Source organism: Rhodococcus erythropolis NBRC 15567 (genome assembly GCF_001552595.1).
GTDB classification, from domain to species: domain Bacteria; phylum Actinomycetota; class Actinomycetes; order Mycobacteriales; family Mycobacteriaceae; genus Rhodococcus_F; species Rhodococcus_F erythropolis.
Window position 1 is genome coordinate 453,194 of the sequence record NZ_BCRM01000001.1, and the last position, 19,721, is coordinate 472,914.

The 19,721-nt window shown below is 62.5% G+C and carries 22 protein-coding genes; 13 read left to right on the top strand and 9 right to left on the bottom strand.

What is annotated here, in order from left to right; all coding sequences use genetic code 11:
• Window positions 1–23 precede the first annotated feature (23 nt).
• Window positions 24–905, bottom strand: a complete 882-nt coding sequence (locus RE4_RS02160) for an alpha/beta fold hydrolase (RefSeq protein WP_060937904.1) — start codon at window positions 903–905, stop codon at window positions 24–26.
• A 112-nt stretch (window positions 906–1,017) separates the two neighbouring features.
• Here RE4_RS02160 and RE4_RS02165 point away from each other — a divergent pair, with 112 nt between their 5' ends.
• From RE4_RS02165 to RE4_RS02175, 3 genes are read left to right on the top strand one after another with little or no spacing between them, the layout of a single operon-like run.
• Window positions 1,018–1,662, top strand: a complete 645-nt coding sequence (locus tag RE4_RS02165; RefSeq protein ID WP_060937905.1) for a TetR/AcrR family transcriptional regulator — start codon at window positions 1,018–1,020, stop codon at window positions 1,660–1,662.
• 9 nt (window positions 1,663–1,671) lie between these two features.
• A complete protein-coding gene (locus tag RE4_RS02170; RefSeq protein ID WP_060937906.1) occupies window positions 1,672–2,121 on the top strand; it encodes an FAS1-like dehydratase domain-containing protein in 450 nt (149 codons plus the stop codon).
• Window positions 2,118–2,558 (top strand): MaoC/PaaZ C-terminal domain-containing protein, encoded by a 441-nt coding sequence (locus RE4_RS02175; protein WP_060937907.1) that lies wholly within the window; start codon window positions 2,118–2,120, stop codon window positions 2,556–2,558. Before RE4_RS02170 ends, RE4_RS02175 begins: the two co-directional genes overlap by 4 nt.
• A 76-nt stretch (window positions 2,559–2,634) precedes the next feature.
• Here the strand turns inward: RE4_RS02175 and RE4_RS02180 are convergent, their stop codons facing one another.
• Window positions 2,635–3,489 (bottom strand): hypothetical protein, encoded by an 855-nt coding sequence (locus RE4_RS02180; protein ID WP_019745535.1) that lies wholly within the window; start codon window positions 3,487–3,489, stop codon window positions 2,635–2,637.
• A gap of 123 nt (window positions 3,490–3,612) precedes the next feature.
• Here RE4_RS02180 and RE4_RS02185 point away from each other — a divergent pair, with 123 nt between their 5' ends.
• The 4 genes from RE4_RS02185 (at window position 3,613) to RE4_RS02200 (ending at window position 7,706) form a co-directional block, all read left to right on the top strand.
• Entirely contained in the window at window positions 3,613–4,674 is a 1,062-nt protein-coding gene (locus RE4_RS02185; RefSeq protein WP_060937908.1) for an NAD(P)/FAD-dependent oxidoreductase, read from the top strand.
• A 118-nt stretch (window positions 4,675–4,792) separates the two neighbouring features.
• On the top strand, window positions 4,793–5,980 hold the full coding sequence (locus tag RE4_RS02190) for an ATP-binding protein (protein WP_007729973.1): 1,188 nt from the start codon (window positions 4,793–4,795) through the stop codon (window positions 5,978–5,980).
• Entirely contained in the window at window positions 5,977–6,696 is a 720-nt protein-coding gene (locus RE4_RS02195; protein ID WP_003940327.1) for a M50 family metallopeptidase, read from the top strand. Before RE4_RS02190 ends, RE4_RS02195 begins: the two co-directional genes overlap by 4 nt.
• A 173-nt stretch (window positions 6,697–6,869) precedes the next feature.
• Window positions 6,870–7,706: an SDR family oxidoreductase gene (locus tag RE4_RS02200; RefSeq protein ID WP_060937909.1), complete on the top strand. Its 837-nt coding sequence runs from the start codon at window positions 6,870–6,872 to the stop codon at window positions 7,704–7,706.
• A 54-nt stretch (window positions 7,707–7,760) separates the two neighbouring features.
• On the opposite strand, the gene RE4_RS02205 is transcribed toward RE4_RS02200, so the two are convergent.
• Window positions 7,761–8,768: an NAD(P)H-dependent glycerol-3-phosphate dehydrogenase gene (locus RE4_RS02205; RefSeq protein ID WP_019745531.1), complete on the bottom strand. Its 1,008-nt coding sequence runs from the start codon at window positions 8,766–8,768 to the stop codon at window positions 7,761–7,763.
• A gap of 97 nt (window positions 8,769–8,865) precedes the next feature.
• The gene (locus RE4_RS02210) at window positions 8,866–9,594 is read right to left on the bottom strand and encodes a FadR/GntR family transcriptional regulator (protein WP_019745530.1); all 729 of its coding nucleotides are present in this window, start codon (window positions 9,592–9,594) and stop codon (window positions 8,866–8,868) included.
• 133 nt (window positions 9,595–9,727) lie between these two features.
• On the opposite strand from RE4_RS02210, the gene RE4_RS02215 reads away from it, so the two are divergent.
• From RE4_RS02215 to RE4_RS02230, 4 genes are all read left to right on the top strand, one after another.
• Window positions 9,728–11,116 carry a GntP family permease gene (locus RE4_RS02215; RefSeq protein WP_019745529.1) on the top strand — a complete coding sequence of 463 codons (1,389 nt, stop codon included), beginning with the start codon at window positions 9,728–9,730 and terminating at the stop codon, window positions 11,114–11,116.
• A 12-nt stretch (window positions 11,117–11,128) separates the two neighbouring features.
• A complete protein-coding gene (locus RE4_RS02220) occupies window positions 11,129–11,659 on the top strand; it encodes a gluconokinase (RefSeq protein WP_020909302.1) in 531 nt (176 codons plus the stop codon).
• A 75-nt stretch (window positions 11,660–11,734) separates the two neighbouring features.
• Window positions 11,735–12,172 (top strand): SRPBCC family protein, encoded by a 438-nt coding sequence (locus RE4_RS02225; protein ID WP_060938245.1) that lies wholly within the window; start codon window positions 11,735–11,737, stop codon window positions 12,170–12,172.
• 143 nt (window positions 12,173–12,315) lie between these two features.
• Window positions 12,316–13,287, top strand: coding sequence for an alpha/beta hydrolase (locus RE4_RS02230; RefSeq protein ID WP_041815310.1), 972 nt, complete (start codon window positions 12,316–12,318; stop codon window positions 13,285–13,287).
• A gap of 8 nt (window positions 13,288–13,295) precedes the next feature.
• Here the strand turns inward: RE4_RS02230 and RE4_RS02235 are convergent, their stop codons facing one another.
• From RE4_RS02235 to RE4_RS02245, 3 genes are read right to left on the bottom strand one after another with little or no spacing between them, the layout of a single operon-like run.
• Window positions 13,296–14,099, bottom strand: coding sequence for a transglutaminase-like domain-containing protein (locus RE4_RS02235; RefSeq protein ID WP_060937910.1), 804 nt, complete (start codon window positions 14,097–14,099; stop codon window positions 13,296–13,298).
• 59 nt (window positions 14,100–14,158) lie between these two features.
• A complete protein-coding gene (locus RE4_RS02240) occupies window positions 14,159–14,725 on the bottom strand; it encodes a nucleotidyltransferase family protein (RefSeq protein WP_046379382.1) in 567 nt (188 codons plus the stop codon).
• Between the two features lie 2 nt (window positions 14,726–14,727).
• Window positions 14,728–15,570: an alpha/beta hydrolase gene (locus RE4_RS02245; protein ID WP_020970959.1), complete on the bottom strand. Its 843-nt coding sequence runs from the start codon at window positions 15,568–15,570 to the stop codon at window positions 14,728–14,730.
• 146 nt (window positions 15,571–15,716) lie between these two features.
• On the opposite strand from RE4_RS02245, the gene RE4_RS02250 reads away from it, so the two are divergent.
• Window positions 15,717–16,826: a DUF6670 family protein gene (locus RE4_RS02250; RefSeq protein WP_060937911.1), complete on the top strand. Its 1,110-nt coding sequence runs from the start codon at window positions 15,717–15,719 to the stop codon at window positions 16,824–16,826.
• Window positions 16,827–16,844: 18 nt separating this feature from the next.
• A complete protein-coding gene (locus tag RE4_RS02255; protein WP_020970957.1) occupies window positions 16,845–17,420 on the top strand; it encodes a P-loop NTPase family protein in 576 nt (191 codons plus the stop codon).
• On the opposite strand, the gene RE4_RS02260 is transcribed toward RE4_RS02255, so the two are convergent.
• Both RE4_RS02260 and RE4_RS02265 read right to left on the bottom strand, forming a co-directional pair.
• Complete coding sequence (locus RE4_RS02260) at window positions 17,403–18,047, bottom strand: formylglycine-generating enzyme family protein (protein ID WP_030243927.1); 645 nt, start codon at window positions 18,045–18,047, stop codon at window positions 17,403–17,405. The two genes, RE4_RS02255 and RE4_RS02260, sit on opposite strands and share 18 nt — an antisense overlap.
• A 26-nt stretch (window positions 18,048–18,073) precedes the next feature.
• Window positions 18,074–19,594 (bottom strand): PucR family transcriptional regulator, encoded by a 1,521-nt coding sequence (locus RE4_RS02265; RefSeq protein ID WP_238076593.1) that lies wholly within the window; start codon window positions 19,592–19,594, stop codon window positions 18,074–18,076.
• Between the last annotated feature and the right edge of the window lie 127 nt (window positions 19,595–19,721).

The following is a 19,721-nucleotide window of genomic DNA, read 5'->3' on the forward strand; positions in this document are numbered from 1 at the left end:
TTGTCGGCGGCTGGTCCGCGAGATCACGTCCGCTTCGCGTCGTCATGATTGCGGACGAACTTCATGAGTCGGGGAATTACCCGATCAGGTATGTGTCCCAGGATTCCGTGGCCGGTTCCGGCATAAATCTCCACTTCGGCTTCAGGTACAAGATCAGCTAACCTCGCGGCCACCTGCTCGGGGTTGGAGACCACCGTCTCGGCGCCGGAGATTACGAGCATTGGAACCGAGATCGACTGCACTTCTGCATCTTTGAGCATTCGTGCCCACCCCACACCGGGCCGATAATTCAGTGCTTCCTTGGCGAGGGCGAACTCGAGGTCGCCGAGAACGTACCCGGGGGACAGCCAATCGTTGAGTTTGCGAATATTTTTGTCGGTGCGGCGTATACCGGCGCGGACCATCTTCAGCAGTACGCGCCACGAGGGCTTGTCGAAGACTCCGCCCGGCTCGATGAGCGTCACACTCGCCAGTCGTTCAGGGGCGTGCAGTGCTACGAGAACGGCGTGCCACGCGCCCTGCGAGTAGCCGACCAGGTGGACGCGATCGACCTTGAGTTCGTTCAATACCTCGCTGATCCAGGTGGCGAAGTCGGATTCCCCGGTCAATGGAGAAGTCTGGACACTGCGGCCTGGTGTGCCGATCGTGTCCATTGCGTACACGACTCGGTCTCGGCACAGGTCCTCGATGACGATGTGCCATTGCAGACAGTTGGCCCCGAGAGAGTGCACCAGGACGATCGGCGTTTCCGTGCCGGTCCCCGAACTACGGACATGGGTGGTTCCGAACGATGTCGGCACGTCGAGTTGTGTCGACGGAACCGGCCAGGTGCCTTCCAGTTCTCGGTAGATGCTCTCGTACGCCTGCTTTGATGACTCGTTCTTGAATCGTCCGATCTTCGGCATGAGCCTCCCTCTCGCTGCATTCAATTTTGATGGTATGACCGTATCACTAATGCGGTACGTGCGTATCATTAACGAGTCAAAGTCATCCATTCGAAAGGGGAAGGACAGCCTCATGCCGCGACTGGTCGACCATGAAGTGAGGCAACGGGAGATCACCGATGCGGTGCGGCGAGTGATTGTCGACGGTGGGCTCGCGGCGGTGACATTTCAGTCCGTTGCTGCCGAGGCTGGGATTTCGGTGCGACTTGTGCAGTACTACTTCGGCACGAAGCGGGAATTCCTTCTCGCGACGCATCAAGCTGTGCGTCAGGATGCGGGTGGTCGCTTGATGCAGGAGTTGTCTGTTCTTGGCGCGGAAGCGACACCCCGCGAGGTTATTTCAGCGTTCCTTGTCGGCATGCTCCCACTCGATCGACAACGTCGGGAGGAAGCGATTGTTCTCGGTGCCTTCCACGCTGCCGCACTGACCGGACAAGGAATCGCCGCCGAGGAAACCCTCACTGCCCCAAGAGAGTTGACAGCGCTCATTTCCGGCCAGCTTCAACGAGTGACCAATCGGGACGCGGTTGCGCCGTCAATGGATCCCGACCTCGACGCCGAGCTCATTCTGGCGGCTGTCGCCGGGCTCGCCCAGGGGATGCTTCCCGGCTACGCCACAGCAGAATTGGCGGCCCAGTTGGTTGAGCGTCTCCTCGATCGCATTCTCGGGCCGACGAGACCTCAGGCCACGAATGAACCCGAAGTCGGCCGCCGTTAGTATTCCGGGATGTCTCCTGTGAACCCAGCGCTCGCCGGCCGGGTGTTTCCCTCGTCTTCGTACCTTGTCGGGCGCGAGAAGATTCGCGAGTTCGCTCTGGCGGTGCGTTCGAGCAATCCCTTGCACCATGATGTCGATTTCGCCAGGGAGGCCGGGTTCGTCGATGTCATCGCGCCGACAACATTCACAACCGTTGTCCAGCAGCGAGCGATCATGGCACTGCTGCGCACGCCGGATACTGGGCTCGATCCGACTCGTGTGGTCCATACTTCCGAGAAGATCGAGCATCAGCGTCCGATAGTCGCCGGCGATGACCTGTCTACGACACTGACGATTACAGGGGTGACAGTGCGAGCAGGCAGTGCGATCCTGTCGACAGTTTCCGAGATCCACGACGTGACCGACGCTTTGGTCGCAACGGTCACCTCGACCCTGCTGGCGCGAGGAGAAGGCGCATGACCGTACCCGCCGTGCCGGTTTTCGGAAACCTCGTCCTTGGTGACATCGTCGCGAAGGTTGATCTGGTCCTCACTCGTGATGACCTAGTTCGCTACGCCGGTGCCTCCGGCGACATGAACCCGATCCATTTCAACGACGCAATCGCTACTGCGGCTGGGCTACCGGGAGTTCTGGCGCACGGAATGCTCACTGCCGGAATTGCTTTGCAGGCCATCGTCGACTGGGTTGGTGACCCGAGCGGTGTGATCTCGTATGAAACTCGCTTTACTCGGCCCGTCGTAGTCGATGCCGTCGATGGTGCTGATCTCTCCATCGCTGCGAAGATCGCGCGGATCGACTCCACAACGCGGACTGTGCGTATCGATGTCACCGTCATGCACAAGGGCCAGACGGTTCTGGGAAAGACCCAGGCGCACCTTCAGTTCCCGGGCGCCTGACAGGATTGCGGGCTGTCACTGGTCACATCGGGACCTACGCATCCGGGCGGGAGATCAACTGCATTGTGGCGCAGCACTACCGGAAAGACACCAACAGCTCGTCCGACGCTTGCATCGGTGCGTATCCGTCGGCGATGACGCGCCGACAGCCGTCGAGTTCGACGGTGAGTAATCGTTCCTCGTTCGTAGGACGGTCCACGTAGATCGTCGACGCCACCTCGGTGGCCACCGCGTCACAGTCGGGAGCGGGTGAAAGTCCGTCGAAGGTTTCCGTCGTAGACGATGTGCCTACGAATTCGGTGGCGGAGAATCGGCAGAAAACGCTGCCCGCCGACAGCGACGTCAGCGCCGTGGTACCTGTTGTGGCTGGTCGGTAGGCCGGCCGACAATGCGACAGTTCGTAGATCTGGTCGTCGGACAACGCTATTCGGTGTTCGGTACTGCCGACCGGTGTCAGTTCCTTGATGGCGGCCAGGCCACCGGGTTTCGGCAGTCCACACGAATCGGAGGGATACCCCGGCCGAGTTGCTCGGCCTCGATCGTCGACCAACCAGAATTGGTCCAGGACAGCCAGGCTGTAGTTGTCACCGCAGCCTTCGGGGAACCAAGTCTTGTGCGCGGACGAGCGGTTCAGCATTTCCACCGCCCGACTGAAATCGCCCTCCCAACGATGAGCAGAGAAGCTGACGGTTCGGTCGGCTGCCACGTTGTCGCTGACAAACGGGTCGCACGTGACTGCGGCGACGGGTACGAAATCGTCTGGAACCGTCGCCGTTGATGTCGTCTGGAGCGGGCCGATCGGATACGGGGTCGCGCACCCCAGCGTCTCGGCGTCGACTATTACGGCAACTGGTCGATCGGGGATGGTCACGTGCCAAATGCCGGCAACAGCGAGGATGACGATCACGACTGCGAACCAACGCCAGAGCATGAGCACACCGTATCGTTCCCGATGTACGTCGAGCGGGAACAGGCCTAGTCCTCCGTTAACCGCCGAAGTCCTCGCATCCAAATTGAGTGGATCCAGGTTGCGGCTCGCAGATATGGTCCACTGGTGACGCATCCGAATGGCCGAAACGACAGTCCGATCCTGGTGATTGGTGCCGGTGTCGTCGGCGCGTCGATCGCGTATCACCTGGCGCGCATTGGTCTCCGAGTCACGGTGCTGGACCACGGCTCGGTGGCAGGAGGGGTGACCGGCAACTCCTTTGCCTGGGTCGGCCTCTCGAAGAGTGCCGCAGAAACTTACTCAGATCCGTTCCGGCAAGGCGCTGCAGTCGAATTCGACCGCCTGGAGCGCGAACTCGTCGAGCCAATCGGTTTGCGCCGCAGAGGCGCGATCACCTGGGAAGAGACGGAAGCGGAGACTCGAGCGTTCGTAGATGCTCATCGAGCACTCGGCCATCCCGTCGACCTCATCGGTAAAGAGGAAATCCTTGCTCGTGAGCCGGGATTGCGGACGGCCCCCTCGGTCGCAGCGTACGCGCCTGATGACGGTGGCGTTGACCCGGTTGCGTTCGCTCGATCGCTCCTGCGAGGTGCCGAAGAGTGCGGTGCCACAGTGTATTCCGATGTCAGTGCGCGCGGGGTGCTCACGGAGGGCATGAGAGTGTACGGAGTAATGACTGCCGACGGTCCCGTCTACGGATCGGCCACCGTGCTCGCTGCGGGTACCGCGATCCCTGGACTCGCGGCGTCGGCGGGAGTCGACGTCGAGGTCGACGCCTCCCCGTGTTGCCTCATCAGATTCTCGACGCCCCACCCATTGGTGAACGGAATACTGTCCTCTCCGGATTTCGAGATCCGGCAATTGGACGACACGACACTGATTGCGGCTGAAGATGTTCCGGCCGGGTTCTCCGGAGATGCTCGTGAGCTTGCGGGGCCGACGCTGCACGCGATCCGCAGTCAGCTCGTGGACGGTGACCAAGTGGAACTGATCGAGGCGGTAGTCGCTGACCGTCCCATCCCGCGTGGTGGCCGCCCGCTGCTGGGCTTCGCCGAAGGCGTGTCGGGGCTCTATCTTGCCGCGGCGCATCCGGCAATCATTCTGGCCGGGGCAATTGGGGCCCACGTGGCCGGGGACTTCGCCCGAGCGTCAAGCCTGGAAGGTTAGACGACGATGCCGGAGCCCGGTTCGACAAGGTCGAGCCGATATTGCGGTTCCTAGTTCTCTCTAGGACACGCGCTAGAGAGCGGGATATTCGTCTATTCGGCTTGTACCGTCGATGGGCATGGACCCCGTGCGCAATCCGTATGCCCCCGGTGCCGGTCAACGCCCGCCGGAACTCGCCGGGCGCGACAAGCAGATCGACGCCTTCGACGTCGTTCTCGAGCGAATTGCGCGTGGCCGCCCGGAACGAAGTGTTGTCCTCACCGGCTTGCGTGGCGTCGGCAAGACCGTCCTGCTCAATCAGTTGCGTTCGGCCGCGATCTCCCGAAGTTGGGGGACCGGCAAGATCGAGGCGCGCCCCGATCAGGATTTACGACGCCCACTCTCGTCGGCGCTGCACATGGCAGTCCGAGAGATCGCGGTCTCCCATCGCGATCCCGAGCGGGTCGAGCAGTTCCTCGGAGTCCTCAAATCGTTTGCCCTACGCGCCACTGCGGACAAGGGAATGCGCGAGCGCTGGCAGCCAGGCATCGATGCACCCGCGATCAAGGGTCGGGCAGACAGCGGCGACATCGAGATCGACCTCGTCGAGTTGCTGCTCGACGCGTCGTCGCTGGCCAGGGATGTCGGCGTCGGGATCGCCATCTTCATCGACGAGATGCAGGACCTCGGTGCCGCGGATGTCTCGGCGATCTGCGGGGCCTGCCACGAGTTGAGTCAGGACGCGGCACCGTTGATCGTCGTCGGGGCGGGGCTTCCGCATCTGCCTGCTGTGCTGTCGGCGTCGAAAAGCTACTCGGAGCGCCTGTTCAGCTACCACCGGATCGACCGCCTCGAGCGTGAAGCTGCAGATCAGGCGCTGATCGCACCTGCCGAGCGTGAGGACGTCGAGTTCACCGAATCCGCGCTCGACGCTCTGTACGAAGCGGCTGACGGGTATCCGTACTTCGTTCAGGCCTACGGAAAAGCCACGTGGGATGTGGCGGCGTCGAGTCCGATCACGGCAGAAGACGTGCGCGTCGGCGCGCCGACGGCTGAGGAAGAACTCGCTGTCGGTTTCTTCGGATCGCGGTACGAGCGAGCAACGCCCGCGGAGCGTGAGTACATGCGCGCCATGGCCGATCTCGCCGGTGACGACGGGCCCGTCGCAACCGCGAAGATCGCCGTCGAGTTGGGGCGCAAGCCGGCTTCCCTGTCGCCGGCACGCGATGGACTGATCAAGAAGGGGCTGATCTATTCGGCAGAACGTGGATCCATCGGATTCACGGTCCCGCACTTCGGCCGATACCTGCGCGGACAAGCGGAGTGAACGCGCTCGAAACCGCGTGGGATCGGGTGGCGGCGCTCAGTCCCAATCCACCGGCGTGGGTAGTTCAACTGGCCGCGTTGATCGCCGTGATCATTGTTCTCGAACCACACCTGTGGCGGATCGCCCGTAACGTCGTCACCATCGCACACGAGGGTGCTCACCTGATCGTCGCCGTCCTGGTCGGTCGACGGTTGAAAGGTCTTCGCCTGCATTCGGATACGTCGGGTGTCGCGATTTCGTCGGGCAAACCGACCGGCTTCGGCGTCATTCTGATGACGTTCGCGGGGTACGTCGGACCGTCGATTCTCGGACTCGGCGCGGCCGGGTTGTTGGGCGCGCAGCGTGCGGTCTCGGTGCTGTGGATCGGCGTATTCGTCATCGCGGTGATGATGGTTCTGATCCGAAACCTCTACGGAGTCTTCTCACTTGCAGTCGTGGGAGCCGTGTTGTTCGGGCTCGTCTGGTGGGGGACCCAGGAGCAGCAAGTGGCCGCAGCGTACTTCCTGACGCTCTTCCTCCTCTTTGCCGGACCACGCCCGGTCGTGGAACTTCAACGGCAGCGAATGCGGCGAGGCGGGGCACCGGACTCGGACGCCGACCAATTGGCCAGGCTCTCACCGATACCCGCGATCGTCTGGGTCGGTTTGTTTCTGCTCGTGAACGTCGCGGTGCTCGTGCTCGGCGGATGGTGGATCCTGCGCCCGGTGGGTGGCTGACCGCATTGATCAGTTGTCCTGACGGGACAATGGATCAACGATTATTGATGCTCCGCGGCCGTAGTCATCGCGTGAAGGCGCTCATATCGTGGAAGTCGACGAGTGGTCGTGCCGGGACTTCCCGCGGCCACAACCGCAGCGACGAAGACCGTCGACGATGACAAGGATTCGTTTTGGACGACAAGAACTTCCGCGGACGAACCGCGATCATGTCCGGGGGAAGCCGTGGCATCGGACTTGCCATCGCCCGTGCGATAGCGCGCCGCGGCGGAAATATCGTGTTGCTCGCCAAGACCGATACGCCTGACCCCCGGTTGCCCGGAACTATCCACACGGCTGTGGACGAGTTGAACGAGCTTGGGGGTCATGCCGTTCCCGTCGTCGGTGACGTGAGGAACGACGACGACATCGCGCACGCCGTCGATGCAGCGGTAGAGCACTTCGGTGGTATCGACATCGTGGTCAACAACGCGAGCGTCCTCGACATTTCGAAAACCGAAGACCTCGCGATGAAGCGATTCGATCTGATGCAGCAGGTCAACGTCCGTGGCACTTTCGCGCTCACCCGAGCGTGCCTTCCGTACCTTCGGGTTTCGGCCAACGCGCACGTATTGACGCTGTCGCCACCGCTCAACTTTTCGCCGCACTGGTTGGGTGCTCATCCGGGCTACATGCTGGCCAAATACGGAATGACATTGGCGGCCTTGGGTATCGCCGCGGAGTATTCAGGTGCACCGATTTCGAGTAATTGTCTGTGGCCGGAGACCATGATCGCCACGGCGGCCGTCGGAAACCTGCTCGGGGGAGACGAAAGTATCGATCACTCGCGTTCACCCGAGATCATGGCTGATGCGGCTATCGAGATTCTCGGACGTCCCGCCGGCACGGATACCGGTCGGACGGTGCTCGACGTCGATGTCCTGCGCGAGGCGGGGATTTCGGACTTCTCGCAGTACGGCGGTCAGTCACCGTTGGCTATCGACATTTTCGTCGACGCTCCAATTCCGTGATCTCGGGCGATCTACAGGTATCTAGCCAAATCGCTAGATACCTGTAGATCTTCCTCACGCCACCTCGTGCTCGCCGCCCGGGGCAACCTTCTGAAGTCCGCGATATGCGTCGCTGGCACTTTGGCGACCACCGATGACGGCCTCGACCTCCGCGGCAATCGGCATGTCGACTCCGTATTCGCGAGCCAGATCCATGACGGTAGGGGCAGTTTTTACTCCCTCGGCGACCTGGCCGAGCTTGGCGACCGCCTCCTCGACGGTCAATCCCTGCGCCAGAGCTTCGCCGACGCGACGGTTGCGAGAAGTCGGAGCCATGCAGGTGGCGATCAAATCGCCGACGCCCGTCAAGCCGGCAAAGGTGCGCGGGTTGGCGCCCATCGCTTCACCGAGTCGGGTCATTTCGGCGAGACCGCGCGCGAGCACCATCGCACGAGTGTTGTCCCCGACTCCCAGGCCGTCGGCCATGCCCGAGGCGATGGCAACGATGTTCTTGAGGATGCCGCCGAGTTCACAGCCGAGCACGTCGGTGTTGCGGTAGACACGGAAGACCGACGACGCGAACAGGGGTTGCAGCGCGGCGGCGACGCGATCGTCCTGGGTGGCCACGACCGATGCCGCGGCCATGCCGTCGACGATCTCTTTGGCGATGTTGGGGCCCGCGAGCAGTCCGACGGGATGGCCGGGCAGGCACTCGGCGATCACTTCGGTGGGGCGCTGCCGGGTGCCGGGCTCGAGGCCCTTGGACAGTGACAACACCGGGACCCACGCCCGAACCTCGTTGGCGATCTCGGCGAGGGTGGCGCGAACGGCGTGCGAAGGCACCCCACATACGAGTACGTCCGCTTCACGAGCGGCTTCGACCAGATCCGAGGTTGCCTTGAGTCCCTTGGGAAGTTTGCGCTCACCAAGGTATTTGGAGTTGGTCCGTTGCGAATTGATCTCGTCGGCCGCTTCGGAATTTCGTGCCCACAGCAGGGTGGGAGTGTTGCGGGCAGCGAGGCCGGCCACCGTGGTTCCCCACGATCCGGCACCGAGGACGACGACGCGTACCGGGCGGGCCATCAGAGTGCGCTGTTCTGGGTAGCGAGTGCTGTCATGGCGCCAAGCGTTCCACTTGCGGAGCAGTTGCGGGCCAATTCCGGCGAGTCTGTGGCTCGACTTACAGATGAGGCGGCGGTTCGGGGCTTTCGCGCATTGTTTCGACCGCTTCTGCGGATTCCGCGACGATCGAGCGCATCGCGGTTTCTGCAGCGTCGGCGTCGCCGGACTGAATGGCTGATGCGACCACTCCGTGCAGGTGAATCGCTTCGGGGTCGGCTTCGTGGGGCATCAAGGAGTGGCGTGTGCGGCCTTCGAGTATCTCGACGACGATCTGCGACATCGCCCGCAGCATCGGGTTACCGGAGGCGGCGAGCAGGGTGCGGTGGAAGTCGGAGTCATGGCCGAGATAGGCACCGGTATCGGCAGCGCGAGAGGTAGCTGACATGCCGATGACGGCTGCGGTCAGAGCGCCGCACTGCTCGGGTGTTGCGCGAGTTGCGGCCAGTCGCGCCGCCAGGGGCTCGATACCGGAACGGAGTTCACTCAGGATCGAAAGCTGCTCGAACCGATCAGGACCGGCCAGTTGCCAGCGGATGACATTGGGGTCGAGCGAGTTCCAGTGTTCGGAGCCCAGGATGGTGATTCCGACGCGTCGACGAACTGAAGCCAATCCGAGAGATTCGAGAACGCGGACAACTTCGCGGATGACGGTTCGCGACACGTCGTAGCGCGTTGCCACCTCGTCGGCGGAGATCGTGGTTCCCGGGGGGAGCACACCACCGACTATGTCTTGGCCGAGCTGTTCCAGCATCGAGTCGTGTAACTGCTGAAACGGGACAGAAGGCATACGTAGATCGTCCCATGCGTATGGAGTAAGCCCGGTGCAAGGCGAATAAATACTACAAATTAGTGTCTGCTCTTGAAATTGTAGGTTAATTAAGGAACAGTGACCTCAATCACTCATCGGACTGGGAGTCCCTATGAACACCACAGCATTGCTGGCGGCCGAGGTCGTCCCCGCTGGTAGCGACGCACGATTGATCATCGCTGCAGTCGCCGGCGTCGCGGTCATCATCGCGCTGATCACCTGGCTCGACCTGCATCCCTTCCTCGCGCTGTCCATCGGCGCGGTAGGTGTCGGTCTGGCGGCCGGCCTCGGTTCGGCAGAGTCGGTTGCAGCATTCGCCACCGGTTTCGGATCGACCATGGGAAGCGTCGGAATCCTGATCGGTTTCGGCGCGATGTTCGGCAAACTCCTGGCCGATTCCGGTGGTGCCGACCGAATCGTCGACACACTGGTCGGCCGCTCCAGCACCAAGGCACTCCCGTGGACCATGGCTCTGGTCGGCGCTGTCATCGGTCTGCCGATGTTCTTCGAGATCGGTCTCGTTCTGTTGATGCCGGTCATCATCCTCGTCGCGCGGCGATCCGGATTGTCCCTGATGCGCATCGCGATCCCCACCCTCGCCGGCCTCTCGGCCATGCACGGTTTGGTTCCCCCGCACCCAGGGCCGCTGGTTGCAGTCTCGGCATTGAACGCAAACCTCGGCCTCACCCTCGCACTCGGTGTGCTCGTCGCGATCCCCACTGTTGTTCTCGCCGGACCGGTCTTCAGCAAGTACGCAGCGCGGTGGGTCGACGTGAAGGTTCCGGATCTCTTTGTCACAGGCGAAGATCGAGGTGAAGAAGAGAAGCAGCAGCGCCCTTCGTTTGCGGCGACTCTCGCAGCGATCCTCCTCCCGGTCGTTCTCATGCTGGGCAAGGCATTCGCCGACGTGATCGCACCCGATTCCGAGGCACTCCCCAAGTCCGTCCTCGACTTCCTCGGAACACCCGTTGTGGCTTTGGGTCTCGCGGTTCTGGTCGGAATGGTGCTGCTGGGTCGCGGCGGCGGAATGGACCGCAAGGCCATCTCGAAGTCACTCGAGAGTTCCCTACCTCCCATCGCAGGCATCTTGTTGATCGTCGGCGCCGGTGGCGGTTTCAAGCAGGTCCTGATCGACACCGGTATCGCCGGAGTGATCGCCGACGCGATCAAGGGCAGCAGCCTTCCCGTGCTGTTCCTGGCCTGGCTGGTAGCGGTATTGATCCGCGTCGCAACGGGTTCGGCAACGGTGGCAACGGTGACGGCGTCGGGCATCCTCGCTCCGGTTGCGGCCGACCTCTCGTCCGCACATGTCTCGCTGATGGTCTTGGCGATCGGTGCAGGCTCGCTCTTCCTCTCGCACGTCAACGACGCCGGATTCTGGTTGGTGAAGGAGTATCTGGGCGTCAGCGTGGTACAGAACCTCAAGACCTGGACCGTGATGGAATGCATCATCTCGGTATCGGGCCTGGCCGGAGTGCTCGTGTTGAGCGCATTCATCTAGGTAGGCGAGCACATGAACAGCGAAGCGGCACAGCAGAAGCAGTATCCCGTGCTCGTCCTGATGGGTGTCTCGGGCTCGGGAAAGTCGACGGTCGGCGGCATGCTCGCCGGAGCGATGGGTTGGGACCTTCAAGAAGGCGACGATCTGCACCCGCAGGCGAACATCGACAAGATGGCGACCGGGCATCCGTTGAACGACGACGATCGCTGGCCCTGGCTCGACAAGATCGCCGTCTGGATCAAGAGCCATACCGACGCCGGTCAGCCGGGCATCGTCACGTGTTCGGCACTCAAGCGCAGCTACCGCGACGTGCTTCGCGGTGAGCACGTCGTGTTCGTGCACCTCGCCGGTTCGCGGGATCAGATCGGCCAGCGATTGACCGCCCGCCTCGATCACTACATGCCCGCCTCGCTCCTCGACTCCCAGATCTCGACGCTCGAGGCCGTCGACCCGGACGAGCAGGCCATCGTCGTCGACGTGGGCGGTAGTCCCGCCAAGATCGCGGAGGAGATCCTGCGACGGGTGGAGACGTTCGAGTACTGAGCTCGCCAGGCGTGTAAGCACCCGAGGTTCGGGTTACGGTGCATGGGTGACTGCTGCTGCTCAGACGGCCTGATCGTGACCGACTTCGACTTCCACAGCGTCTGGACGCTCCAGGCCTCTGCCGACCGTGTCTACGCCGTTCTCGCGGACGCCGAGCGGTATTCGCAGTGGTGGCCTCAGATACGCCGAGTCCGGGCGACCGACGAGCACTCGGGCTCCATGGCCATCCGCAGCGCTGTCCCTCTGACCCTGCTGGTCTTCGGACGACGCGAGGTCGAAGACCCCATTGCCCGCCATCTGCAAGTGCGTCTCTCCGGGGCAATGACCGGGTGGAGTAGCTGGGTGGTACGCCCCGCTGAATCTGGCTGCGTCGCCGACTTTCGGCAACAAGTAGCGGTGTCCGGAGCGCTCGGTCTGGCCTCGAAGATCGCGAAGCCGGTGTTCGAGTGGAATCATGAAGCGATGATGCGTGGCGGGCACCGCGGACTCTCCGCGTATCTCTCCCGGCCGTGATTGCGAGCCGAACTTACACACGCTCGAGTAATTCATGCCTACCCGTCGTGTCGTTTTGACGCAGCGTCAGTTATCGTTCACAACAGCAGTCGACAAGTATGTGTAACTCACATGCACAAAACGTCTTGACCTGGGAGGACGCTATGCGGACGCGAGATTCGACGGTATGGCATTGGAACGTGAGTCCCCGAGCGCGGGTTATCTTCTGCCTGACCAGGACGTTCGTGAAGCCGATGTTCACCCTCTGGCCGACCACCGAACGCGGCATCCGCCAACTCGAGCGACTCGACGCGATGGCGGACAAACTGCCGAAGCCGAAGAACCTCGACATCGAGCCTTTCACGCTTGGTGGTGTGCCAAGCGAGAAGGTGCAGCATCCACGCAAAGCGCAGGGCGAGTTGGCCGGAGCCACGATCCTCTACTTCCACGGCGGGGGATTCGTCTTCTGCGGTCTGGCAACGCACCGAGCACTGTGCGGTTTGCTCTCGGCGAAGGCCGGAGTGCCGGTGATCTCCGTGCGCTACCGTCAGCTGCCGGAAGGTTCCATCGGCACCTCCGTCAAGGATGCGATGGCCGCGTACACCGCGTTGCTCGAGACAGCGGAAGACCCGAACAAGATTGTGCTTGCCGGTGATTCGGCGGGCGGTTACCTGGCCATGAAGGTCGCCGAAATTGCCGCACTGCGCGGAATCACGCGGCCCGCTGCCGTGGTGGGATATTCCCCTCTTCTCAACGTGAACCTCGAGGACCACGATCCCGATTTCATGAAACGCGATGCCTACCTACCGATGTCACAGGTCGAAAAGCTCAAGGACCGGTGGCTGGAGGGTCCGGACGAGATTCCTGGTGCGCAGTCTCCGATCAACGCCGACGCCAGTCTGATTCCGCCGTCGTTCCTGGTGTCCGCCGAATACGAACTGATGCGTCCGGACGTCGAGATCATGACCGAAAACCTGATCAAGGCAGGACAAGCCGTCGAAACGCACATCTGGAGTGGGCAGATCCATGCTTTCCCGGTGATCGGCAAAGCTCTTCGGGAGGGTAAGGCGATCGTTGATCTCACGGTCAAGTTCCTCGAGCGAACGATGGCCTCGCAGAACCAGATCAGCGCCTGAGGTGTTTGTCAGCCGATCGACGTGAGTGTTGCGTAGTCGTCGTTGTCGAGAACGCCCTCGACGACTGCGCGAACTTCCGAGGCATGCAACGTGATCGAACCGCCGTGGTTGTCGAGGAAGGCGGTATCCGCGGCGTCTCGCCCGGTCGAGATCCGCACAAGATTGCTGCGCGGCGCCAATTGCGTTGCGTCGACCACGCGCCACACGTTGTCGATACTGGCTTCGACGACGGCGTGAAAATCCATCGGATCGCAGCCCGGCGCGTAGACGGCCACCAAGCGCGCGGGAATCCCCACGGCGCGTAATAGTGAGATGGTCAGGTGCGAGTAGTCGCGGCACACTCCGGCGCCTGCCAGTAAGGTGTCTACCGCACTGTCGGTGCCGCGACTGGTGCCGGGAACATAACTCAAATGTGTACTCACCCAGCGCGTGACTTCGAGGAGGAGTTCGGCCGGGGGAGTGGCGAGATCGAATTGCCCGGCGACAAAACCGAAGAACTTGTCGGCCTCGGCATAGCGACTGGGGCGCAGATATTTCGACACGTCGTAGTCGCCGACCGACGACGGTTCTGCGCGGCCGATGACGGTTGCGTCGTAGCTGACGATCAGTTTGCCTGGGGCACAGTCGAGTAGGTGAATCCGGGTGCCGTGTTCGGCGATGACCTCACGGGGTTCGATCGGCTTGCCGTCATGGACGAACGACATCGTTTCCAGCAGTTCGACACCCGGCGCGCGCGTCACCGCGATCTTGAACTCCAGGTTGGTCGCCTCGTCGATCTCGATGTCGAGCAGGGCGGCGACGGTACGTTTCATCGGATCATCTTTACACCGAATTCGGACACCCACCACCTGGGAGGATTGTGACAGTGCGATCAGGCTTCGGGATAGTCGACGTCGACGCCGCTGCTGAGGTCGCTGCACTCCACCAACTCCACGCCGTGTTCGCGTAGATAGGTGTTGGCGCCGCCGTCCCCGGTGAGTGACTCTGCAAGCGTCGGCCAATGGTCGCGTCCGATCAGGACAGGATGGCCGGGCCTGCCGTGAAAGACAGCTCTTCGCAGTATGTTTCGTGATGGGATGTCTTGACCCGCGATTCGCGTCACGGTGTCGGTGTTCAGGTCCGGGACGTCGACCAAGGAGATCGCTGCCGCCTCGGCACCCTCGATCTGCATGGCTGCCTCGAGTCCGCAGCGTAGTGATGCGCTCATTCCGCGTTCCCAATCCGATTTCACCACAATGACATCGGTGGTGGGCAGCAGTTCGACGGCGTCCTCGGCCTGTGCGCCGAGAACCACGATGACCGGTGAGAGTCCGGCGGACTGCAGCGTCGCCACCCCGTGGCGAAGCCAAGGCTGGCCGTCCGTGCCCGTAACGAGAGCTTTCGGTTTGCCCATGCGGGATCCGGCCCCGGCAGCCAGCAGGATCCCGCACGTCGACATGATTATGCTCCGGTGACCCGCGGGCGCAGCCACTCGATCAGATCGTTCAGAACCTCTTCCTGCTCAGGCTCATTGAAGATCTCGTGATACAAGCCGTCGTACACCTTCAAGGTGACGTCCGAAGAACCGGCCAACTCTGCTACGAGCTTGCTGCCGGCGGGGTCCGTCAATCGGTCGTCCGAGCCGTGTTGAAGCAGTACCGGAATGGTGAGCGATGGCAGGCGCGCCGGGAAGCCTTCCGCGGCGGTGATCATGCCGCGCGCAATTCCGGCAGGAACCTTGCCGTGGTGAACCAGCGGGTCGGCGTTGTACTTGTCGACGACCTTCTGATCACGCGATACGGCAGCCGCTTCCAGGTTCTCGACGGGCACATCGGGGAGGTACTTGCCGACGATCTTGCCCAACTGCATCACGATCTTCGGAGTGCCGGTTGCGATGATCACAGCAGGTCCGGACAGGGCGAGCGCTTTGAGATCGGCCTGATGGTCGAGGGCATAAGAAAGTGCGATTGCGCCTCCCATACTGTGGCCGAGCAGGAACTTGTCCTTGCCGGGATGTGCCGCCGTCACGATCGAGAACAACGTGTGGACGTCGTCGGTGAAGTCGGAGAATTCCTTCAGGTGAACGCGCTTGCCGCCAGAGCGCCCGTGTCCGCGATGGTCGGGTGCGTACACGATGAGCCCGAGTTCCCCGAGCCGCGCAGCAACATGGTCGTAGCGCCTCGCGTGTTCGCCGAGTCCGTGGCACAGGACAAGAACCCCGGTGGGTTCGCGGTCCGGTGTCCACACGTCGTAGACGATCTTGGTGCCGGCTACTCCGGTGAACGACGACTCTTCGTGCTGCATTGTTGCGCCCTCTCTGCGACCGGTTCCGGTACGCGGATTCTCACATGCTATTCGCCCCGTGGGCAGGGCGCGGGTGTTCAGGGTGTGAGGTCGTCGAGGAAACTTCGACACTTGTTTGTTACGGCTGGTTACATTAACTTAGGGGCGTGACCGGACAAACCGTTGATCGTTCCGACCCTGTTCCAGCCACCCGCTCGCGCCGATTGTGGCGACCCGCGGTTCGGGCCTTGCTGGACGGCGCGCTACCGCTGATCGACAAGCGAATGGCGGAATCGGTACGCCCGTTCGATCGGCCCGAGATGATGCGTCCGCACCTGGCTTCGCGGAAGTTCGCGTGGACGCACTACGGGATCTTCGTTCCCCGGCTGCCAGGGCCTTTCCGTTACCTCAACATCATGACGTTGATCGGTGCAACCGGGACGGTGGTGTTCGACAACGACTATCTCGCTGCACCCGACGCGCGAAACACTGCAACCGTGCTGAGTTCTACCGCAGCGCCGGGGCATCACTTTTATCGGGCGTACGACGCGGCCGATGAGTGTGCGTTCGAAGAAGATGGTTCGCGAATCGCCTTCGGTGACAACCTGATCATCGACAACAGCTATCCGAAGTTCCGTGTCACCGGACGATACGACTCTTTCGACGTCGATCTCGAGATCGTGGCATCAGATCAAGCGTCGTGGTTCGTGCGCAATCCCGTCTACGACCACGTCAGTCTGCTGGCGCAGTGTTCCGGGACGATCTCGAGTCCGGATGGCCCGGTGAGTATTTCGGCTCCGTGCACCGTCGAATACGCGCGGTGTATGACACCGCAATCGTTGACCCGCCGCGCCCTTCCCGAGTCCTGGAAGCTCCCGGCCGATTTCTTCACCTACCAGATCGTTCAGCTCGACGACCGGCATCAATTGTTGCTCACCGATGTTCGAGCTTCAGGGGTTACGGCGTGCAAGCTCGCCTACATTCGGACGGTGGACGGCAGCGCAAGAGTCTTCGACGATGTGGTGTTCGACGTACTCGAGTACGCTGACGCATTGCATGTCGACCCCCAGGGACGTGAGATGCGTGTGCCGCGCGTACTGCGTTGGCAGGTACGCGATTACGGCAGGGCGATTGTCGAGTTCGAGGCCGAGATCGACTCGGAGTGGCGCTATGGCCACGGTAAGGGATACGTCGGCGCGTACACCTACCGGGGAAGCTTCGACGGTGCGTCGATCAACGGCACCGGTTACATCGAATGGGTGGACTGCGAAGTGTAAGGCACCTAGTGTGTATCGGTGCCTTTCGTAGACCCCGCCTCGCTGACGACTCGTCCGCAGAAGATCCTTGTCGCGGGGACCTCGGGCGCCGGAAAGACGACTCTCGCCGGTCGAATCGGGCAGCTTCTCGGGATCGAACACACTGAGTTGGACTCGCTGTTCCACGGGCCCGACTGGGTTCCGCTCGAGAGTTTCGAAACCGAAGTACGACGCTTTTCCAGCGAGCCGGCCTGGGTGACCGAGTGGCAGTACGGCGCGGTGCGTGAGCTTCTGGCCGAGCGTGCGGACCTGATGCTGTGGTTGGATCTGCCTCGGCGGACGGTGATGCGCCAGGTGATCACACGAACCGTGCGTCGGCGATTGCAGCGAGAGGTGTTGTGGAATCGCAACATGGAGCCGCCACTGCACACCATTCTGTTCGATCCGGATCATGTGGTGCGCTGGGCCTGGCGAAGCGACGGACGCAACGGCGAGCGTATGGCCACGGTCCTTGTCGATGTGCCGTCGCTGCCGATAGTTAAGCTGCGCAGTCGAGACGAGATCGAGGCTGTGCTCGAAGTCCTCGGCCGTCTGCCCTCAGATCGTCTGAGCTAGGCGAAATCCCAAGTCATCGATAGCAAACGTCGGGTGGCTTCGCCTCCTTACGGTAGCGCCGCAACCGCGCTCACTTTCGGCCCAACTGCCGCCGCGGAAGATCCGGTACGTGCCGTAGACCTCGGGGTCGTAGAGATCCCAGCACCATTCCCAGACATTGCCGATCATGTCGTACAGGCCCCAGTTGTTGGGTGCCTTCATCCCGACGTCATGTGCTCGTCCTTCTGAATTGTCGCTGTACCAGGCAATCTCGTCGATTTCGCCGTAGCGGTAGCCGGAGGTGCCGGCTTTGCACGCGTACTGCCACTCGGCCTCGGTGGCGAGTCGGTAGCCGGTTGCCGCCCGGTCCCACCGGGGAGACTCGGTGTCGATGTCGTGATACGCGGGCGACAGACCGTCCGCGACTGACAGTGTGTTGCAGGTTGCGATGACGTCTTTCCACGAGAGGTCGACCGCGGGTTTGCTCGGATCGTCCGCCGAATCTCCGTGAAGCAGTGCCCTGGTGGTGAGATGACGAGCGAGGCGGAATGATTCGACTTTCGAGGTCCACGCAGTGCCTTTGCGATCGTCTCTGAGATGCACCTCGCCGGCAGGGATCTCGATCATCAATTCCGCTGCTCCGGTCATTCGTTCATCATCGCAGAGGTTGTCGCTCACCCGGGGAGACGCTCGAACGCAGCTTGTGGGTCAAGGCCGGTACGCATGCGCCATGCGGTCAGTGCAAGCCCGAGACACACCACCTGCGCCGGATCGTCGAGGGAAACTCCCATCAGCTTCTCGATACGAGTGAGCCGTGCATAGAGCGACTGGCGCCGAATGCCGAGGAAATCCGCGGTTCTCGCCTTGCCGCCCCGGTGTGCGAGGTACGCGTCGAGTGTCCGGACGAGATCGGCGGAATGTGCTGTGTCGTAAGCGATCAGCGAACCGAGTTGCTCCGTGACGAACGAGGACAAGGAAGCGGGCGTCGTGCCGGCGGCGAGCAGTCGTTGGACGCCGACGTCCCTGGCGAGGATCACTCCGGTCCGGGTGCCGAAACGCCGTGCGATCTGGACGACTTCGCGAGCTTGCGCGACCGCCGCACCGACGCCCGACAGATCCTCGACCGGCGTCGCCACTCCGAGCGTGCGTACCGCGGAACCGCCCGGCCCGCGGCGTAGCAGCTCGTCGGCTTCGGTGAACGCAGTCCGCACTCGAGCGGGGGATGCGGACGCCCACCCATGCGCGAGCACGATGACGTGATTGGCCGCAGTCCCGACGACACAGGAGCCGAGCACGGCCCGCACGGCGTCGCGTACTTGGTCAGCGAGCTCTCGAACCGGCGTTTGCCGATCGACGTCGACAGCGGCGACGAGGACGTGGTGCCCCTCCGACAACGGCGTCCACCCGGCCGCTGTCAGTCGCTCGGACAAGTCGCCGTGCGATGTGAGCACACCTCCCACCACGTCGGTGATCACCGATTGGGCGAGTGACTGTCTTGGGCCGAGATCGCCGTGACGGCCGAGTTCCAGAGCCACCGCGACGGCGGCGCAGTTTGCGACGGCGGTTCGGCGTGTAGTTGCGGGCCCGCACAGGACAAGTCGACCGAGTGAGTTCGTCGGACCGCGTACGTCGTGGATCGTGCGTTCGGTCTCGGATCGCTCTGCGCCGGTTGTGCTGCGCTCGACGGTTCTGCCATCCGCGTCGAGGAGATCGACGCCGCACCCCGCGAGTCGTGACACCTTGTCGAGCAGCGCGGTCATACCCTGGCCTGCCACCACGAGACTCAGAAGTTCTTGCCAGACAGGCTCGCCCGCCTGTGCCGAACCGAGAGTGCGGCGGAGCATGAGGTCGTGAAAGTCTTCGACCATCCGCTCGAAGGGCACTACTGCGTGCAGGGCCAAGAACGCGAGCCCGCGTCGGCGCGATGCTTCGACGAGTTCGGGAGGGGCCGTGAGGAACGAGCGGCCGACCTCCATCGCGAGCGCGACGCATCCCGCGTCCGCCAACTGGTCGATGTAGGCGGTGAGCTGCTCGGGAGATCGCCCGTGCAGACCGAGGCCCGTGGTCAGGAGGACCTCACCTCCGGACAGCAGCCCACCCATCTCGTACACCTCGGACGAATGGACCCAGCGGACCACCGCGGTATCGACGTCGCCCGCGAGAACCTCGATTGCGGCGGCCTTGAACGAGGGCATCGCAAGAACTTGTCGCAGAGTCGGGAGCATTTCTATATCGTCCGCCGAGGGGGCACTTCGTCATAGAGCTAGTTCTGCCGAACTGACAGGTTGTCCCTTGTCGGGCTGTTACCACCGTGGTCGGATT

Excerpts from the sequence above, each read along its gene's own strand:
- RE4_RS02175 (WP_060937907.1), top strand. The coding sequence starts at position 2,118 with ATGACCGTACCCGCCGTGCCGGTTTTCGGAAACCTCGTCCTTGGTGAC.
- RE4_RS02170 (WP_060937906.1), top strand. The coding sequence starts at position 1,672 with ATGTCTCCTGTGAACCCAGCGCTCGCCGGCCGGGTGTTTCCCTCGTCT.
- RE4_RS02220 (WP_020909302.1), top strand. The coding sequence starts at position 11,129 with ATGAACAGCGAAGCGGCACAGCAGAAGCAGTATCCCGTGCTCGTCCTG.
- RE4_RS02245 (WP_020970959.1), bottom strand. The coding sequence starts at position 15,570 with ATGCAGCACGAAGAGTCGTCGTTCACCGGAGTAGCCGGCACCAAGATC.
- RE4_RS02240 (WP_046379382.1), bottom strand. The coding sequence starts at position 14,725 with ATGTCGACGTGCGGGATCCTGCTGGCTGCCGGGGCCGGATCCCGCATG.
- RE4_RS02230 (WP_041815310.1), top strand. The coding sequence starts at position 12,316 with ATGCGGACGCGAGATTCGACGGTATGGCATTGGAACGTGAGTCCCCGA.
- RE4_RS02165 (WP_060937905.1), top strand. The coding sequence starts at position 1,018 with ATGCCGCGACTGGTCGACCATGAAGTGAGGCAACGGGAGATCACCGAT.
- RE4_RS02205 (WP_019745531.1), bottom strand. The coding sequence starts at position 8,768 with ATGGCCCGCCCGGTACGCGTCGTCGTCCTCGGTGCCGGATCGTGGGGA.
- RE4_RS02210 (WP_019745530.1), bottom strand. The coding sequence starts at position 9,594 with ATGCCTTCTGTCCCGTTTCAGCAGTTACACGACTCGATGCTGGAACAG.
- RE4_RS02190 (WP_007729973.1), top strand. The coding sequence starts at position 4,793 with ATGGACCCCGTGCGCAATCCGTATGCCCCCGGTGCCGGTCAACGCCCG.
- RE4_RS02235 (WP_060937910.1), bottom strand. The coding sequence starts at position 14,099 with ATGAAACGTACCGTCGCCGCCCTGCTCGACATCGAGATCGACGAGGCG.
- RE4_RS02265 (WP_238076593.1), bottom strand. The coding sequence starts at position 19,594 with ATGCCCTCGTTCAAGGCCGCCGCAATCGAGGTTCTCGCGGGCGACGTC.
- RE4_RS02260 (WP_030243927.1), bottom strand. The coding sequence starts at position 18,047 with ATGACCGGAGCAGCGGAATTGATGATCGAGATCCCTGCCGGCGAGGTG.
- RE4_RS02215 (WP_019745529.1), top strand. The coding sequence starts at position 9,728 with ATGAACACCACAGCATTGCTGGCGGCCGAGGTCGTCCCCGCTGGTAGC.
- RE4_RS02160 (WP_060937904.1), bottom strand. The coding sequence starts at position 905 with ATGCCGAAGATCGGACGATTCAAGAACGAGTCATCAAAGCAGGCGTAC.
- RE4_RS02180 (WP_019745535.1), bottom strand. The coding sequence starts at position 3,489 with ATGCTCTGGCGTTGGTTCGCAGTCGTGATCGTCATCCTCGCTGTTGCC.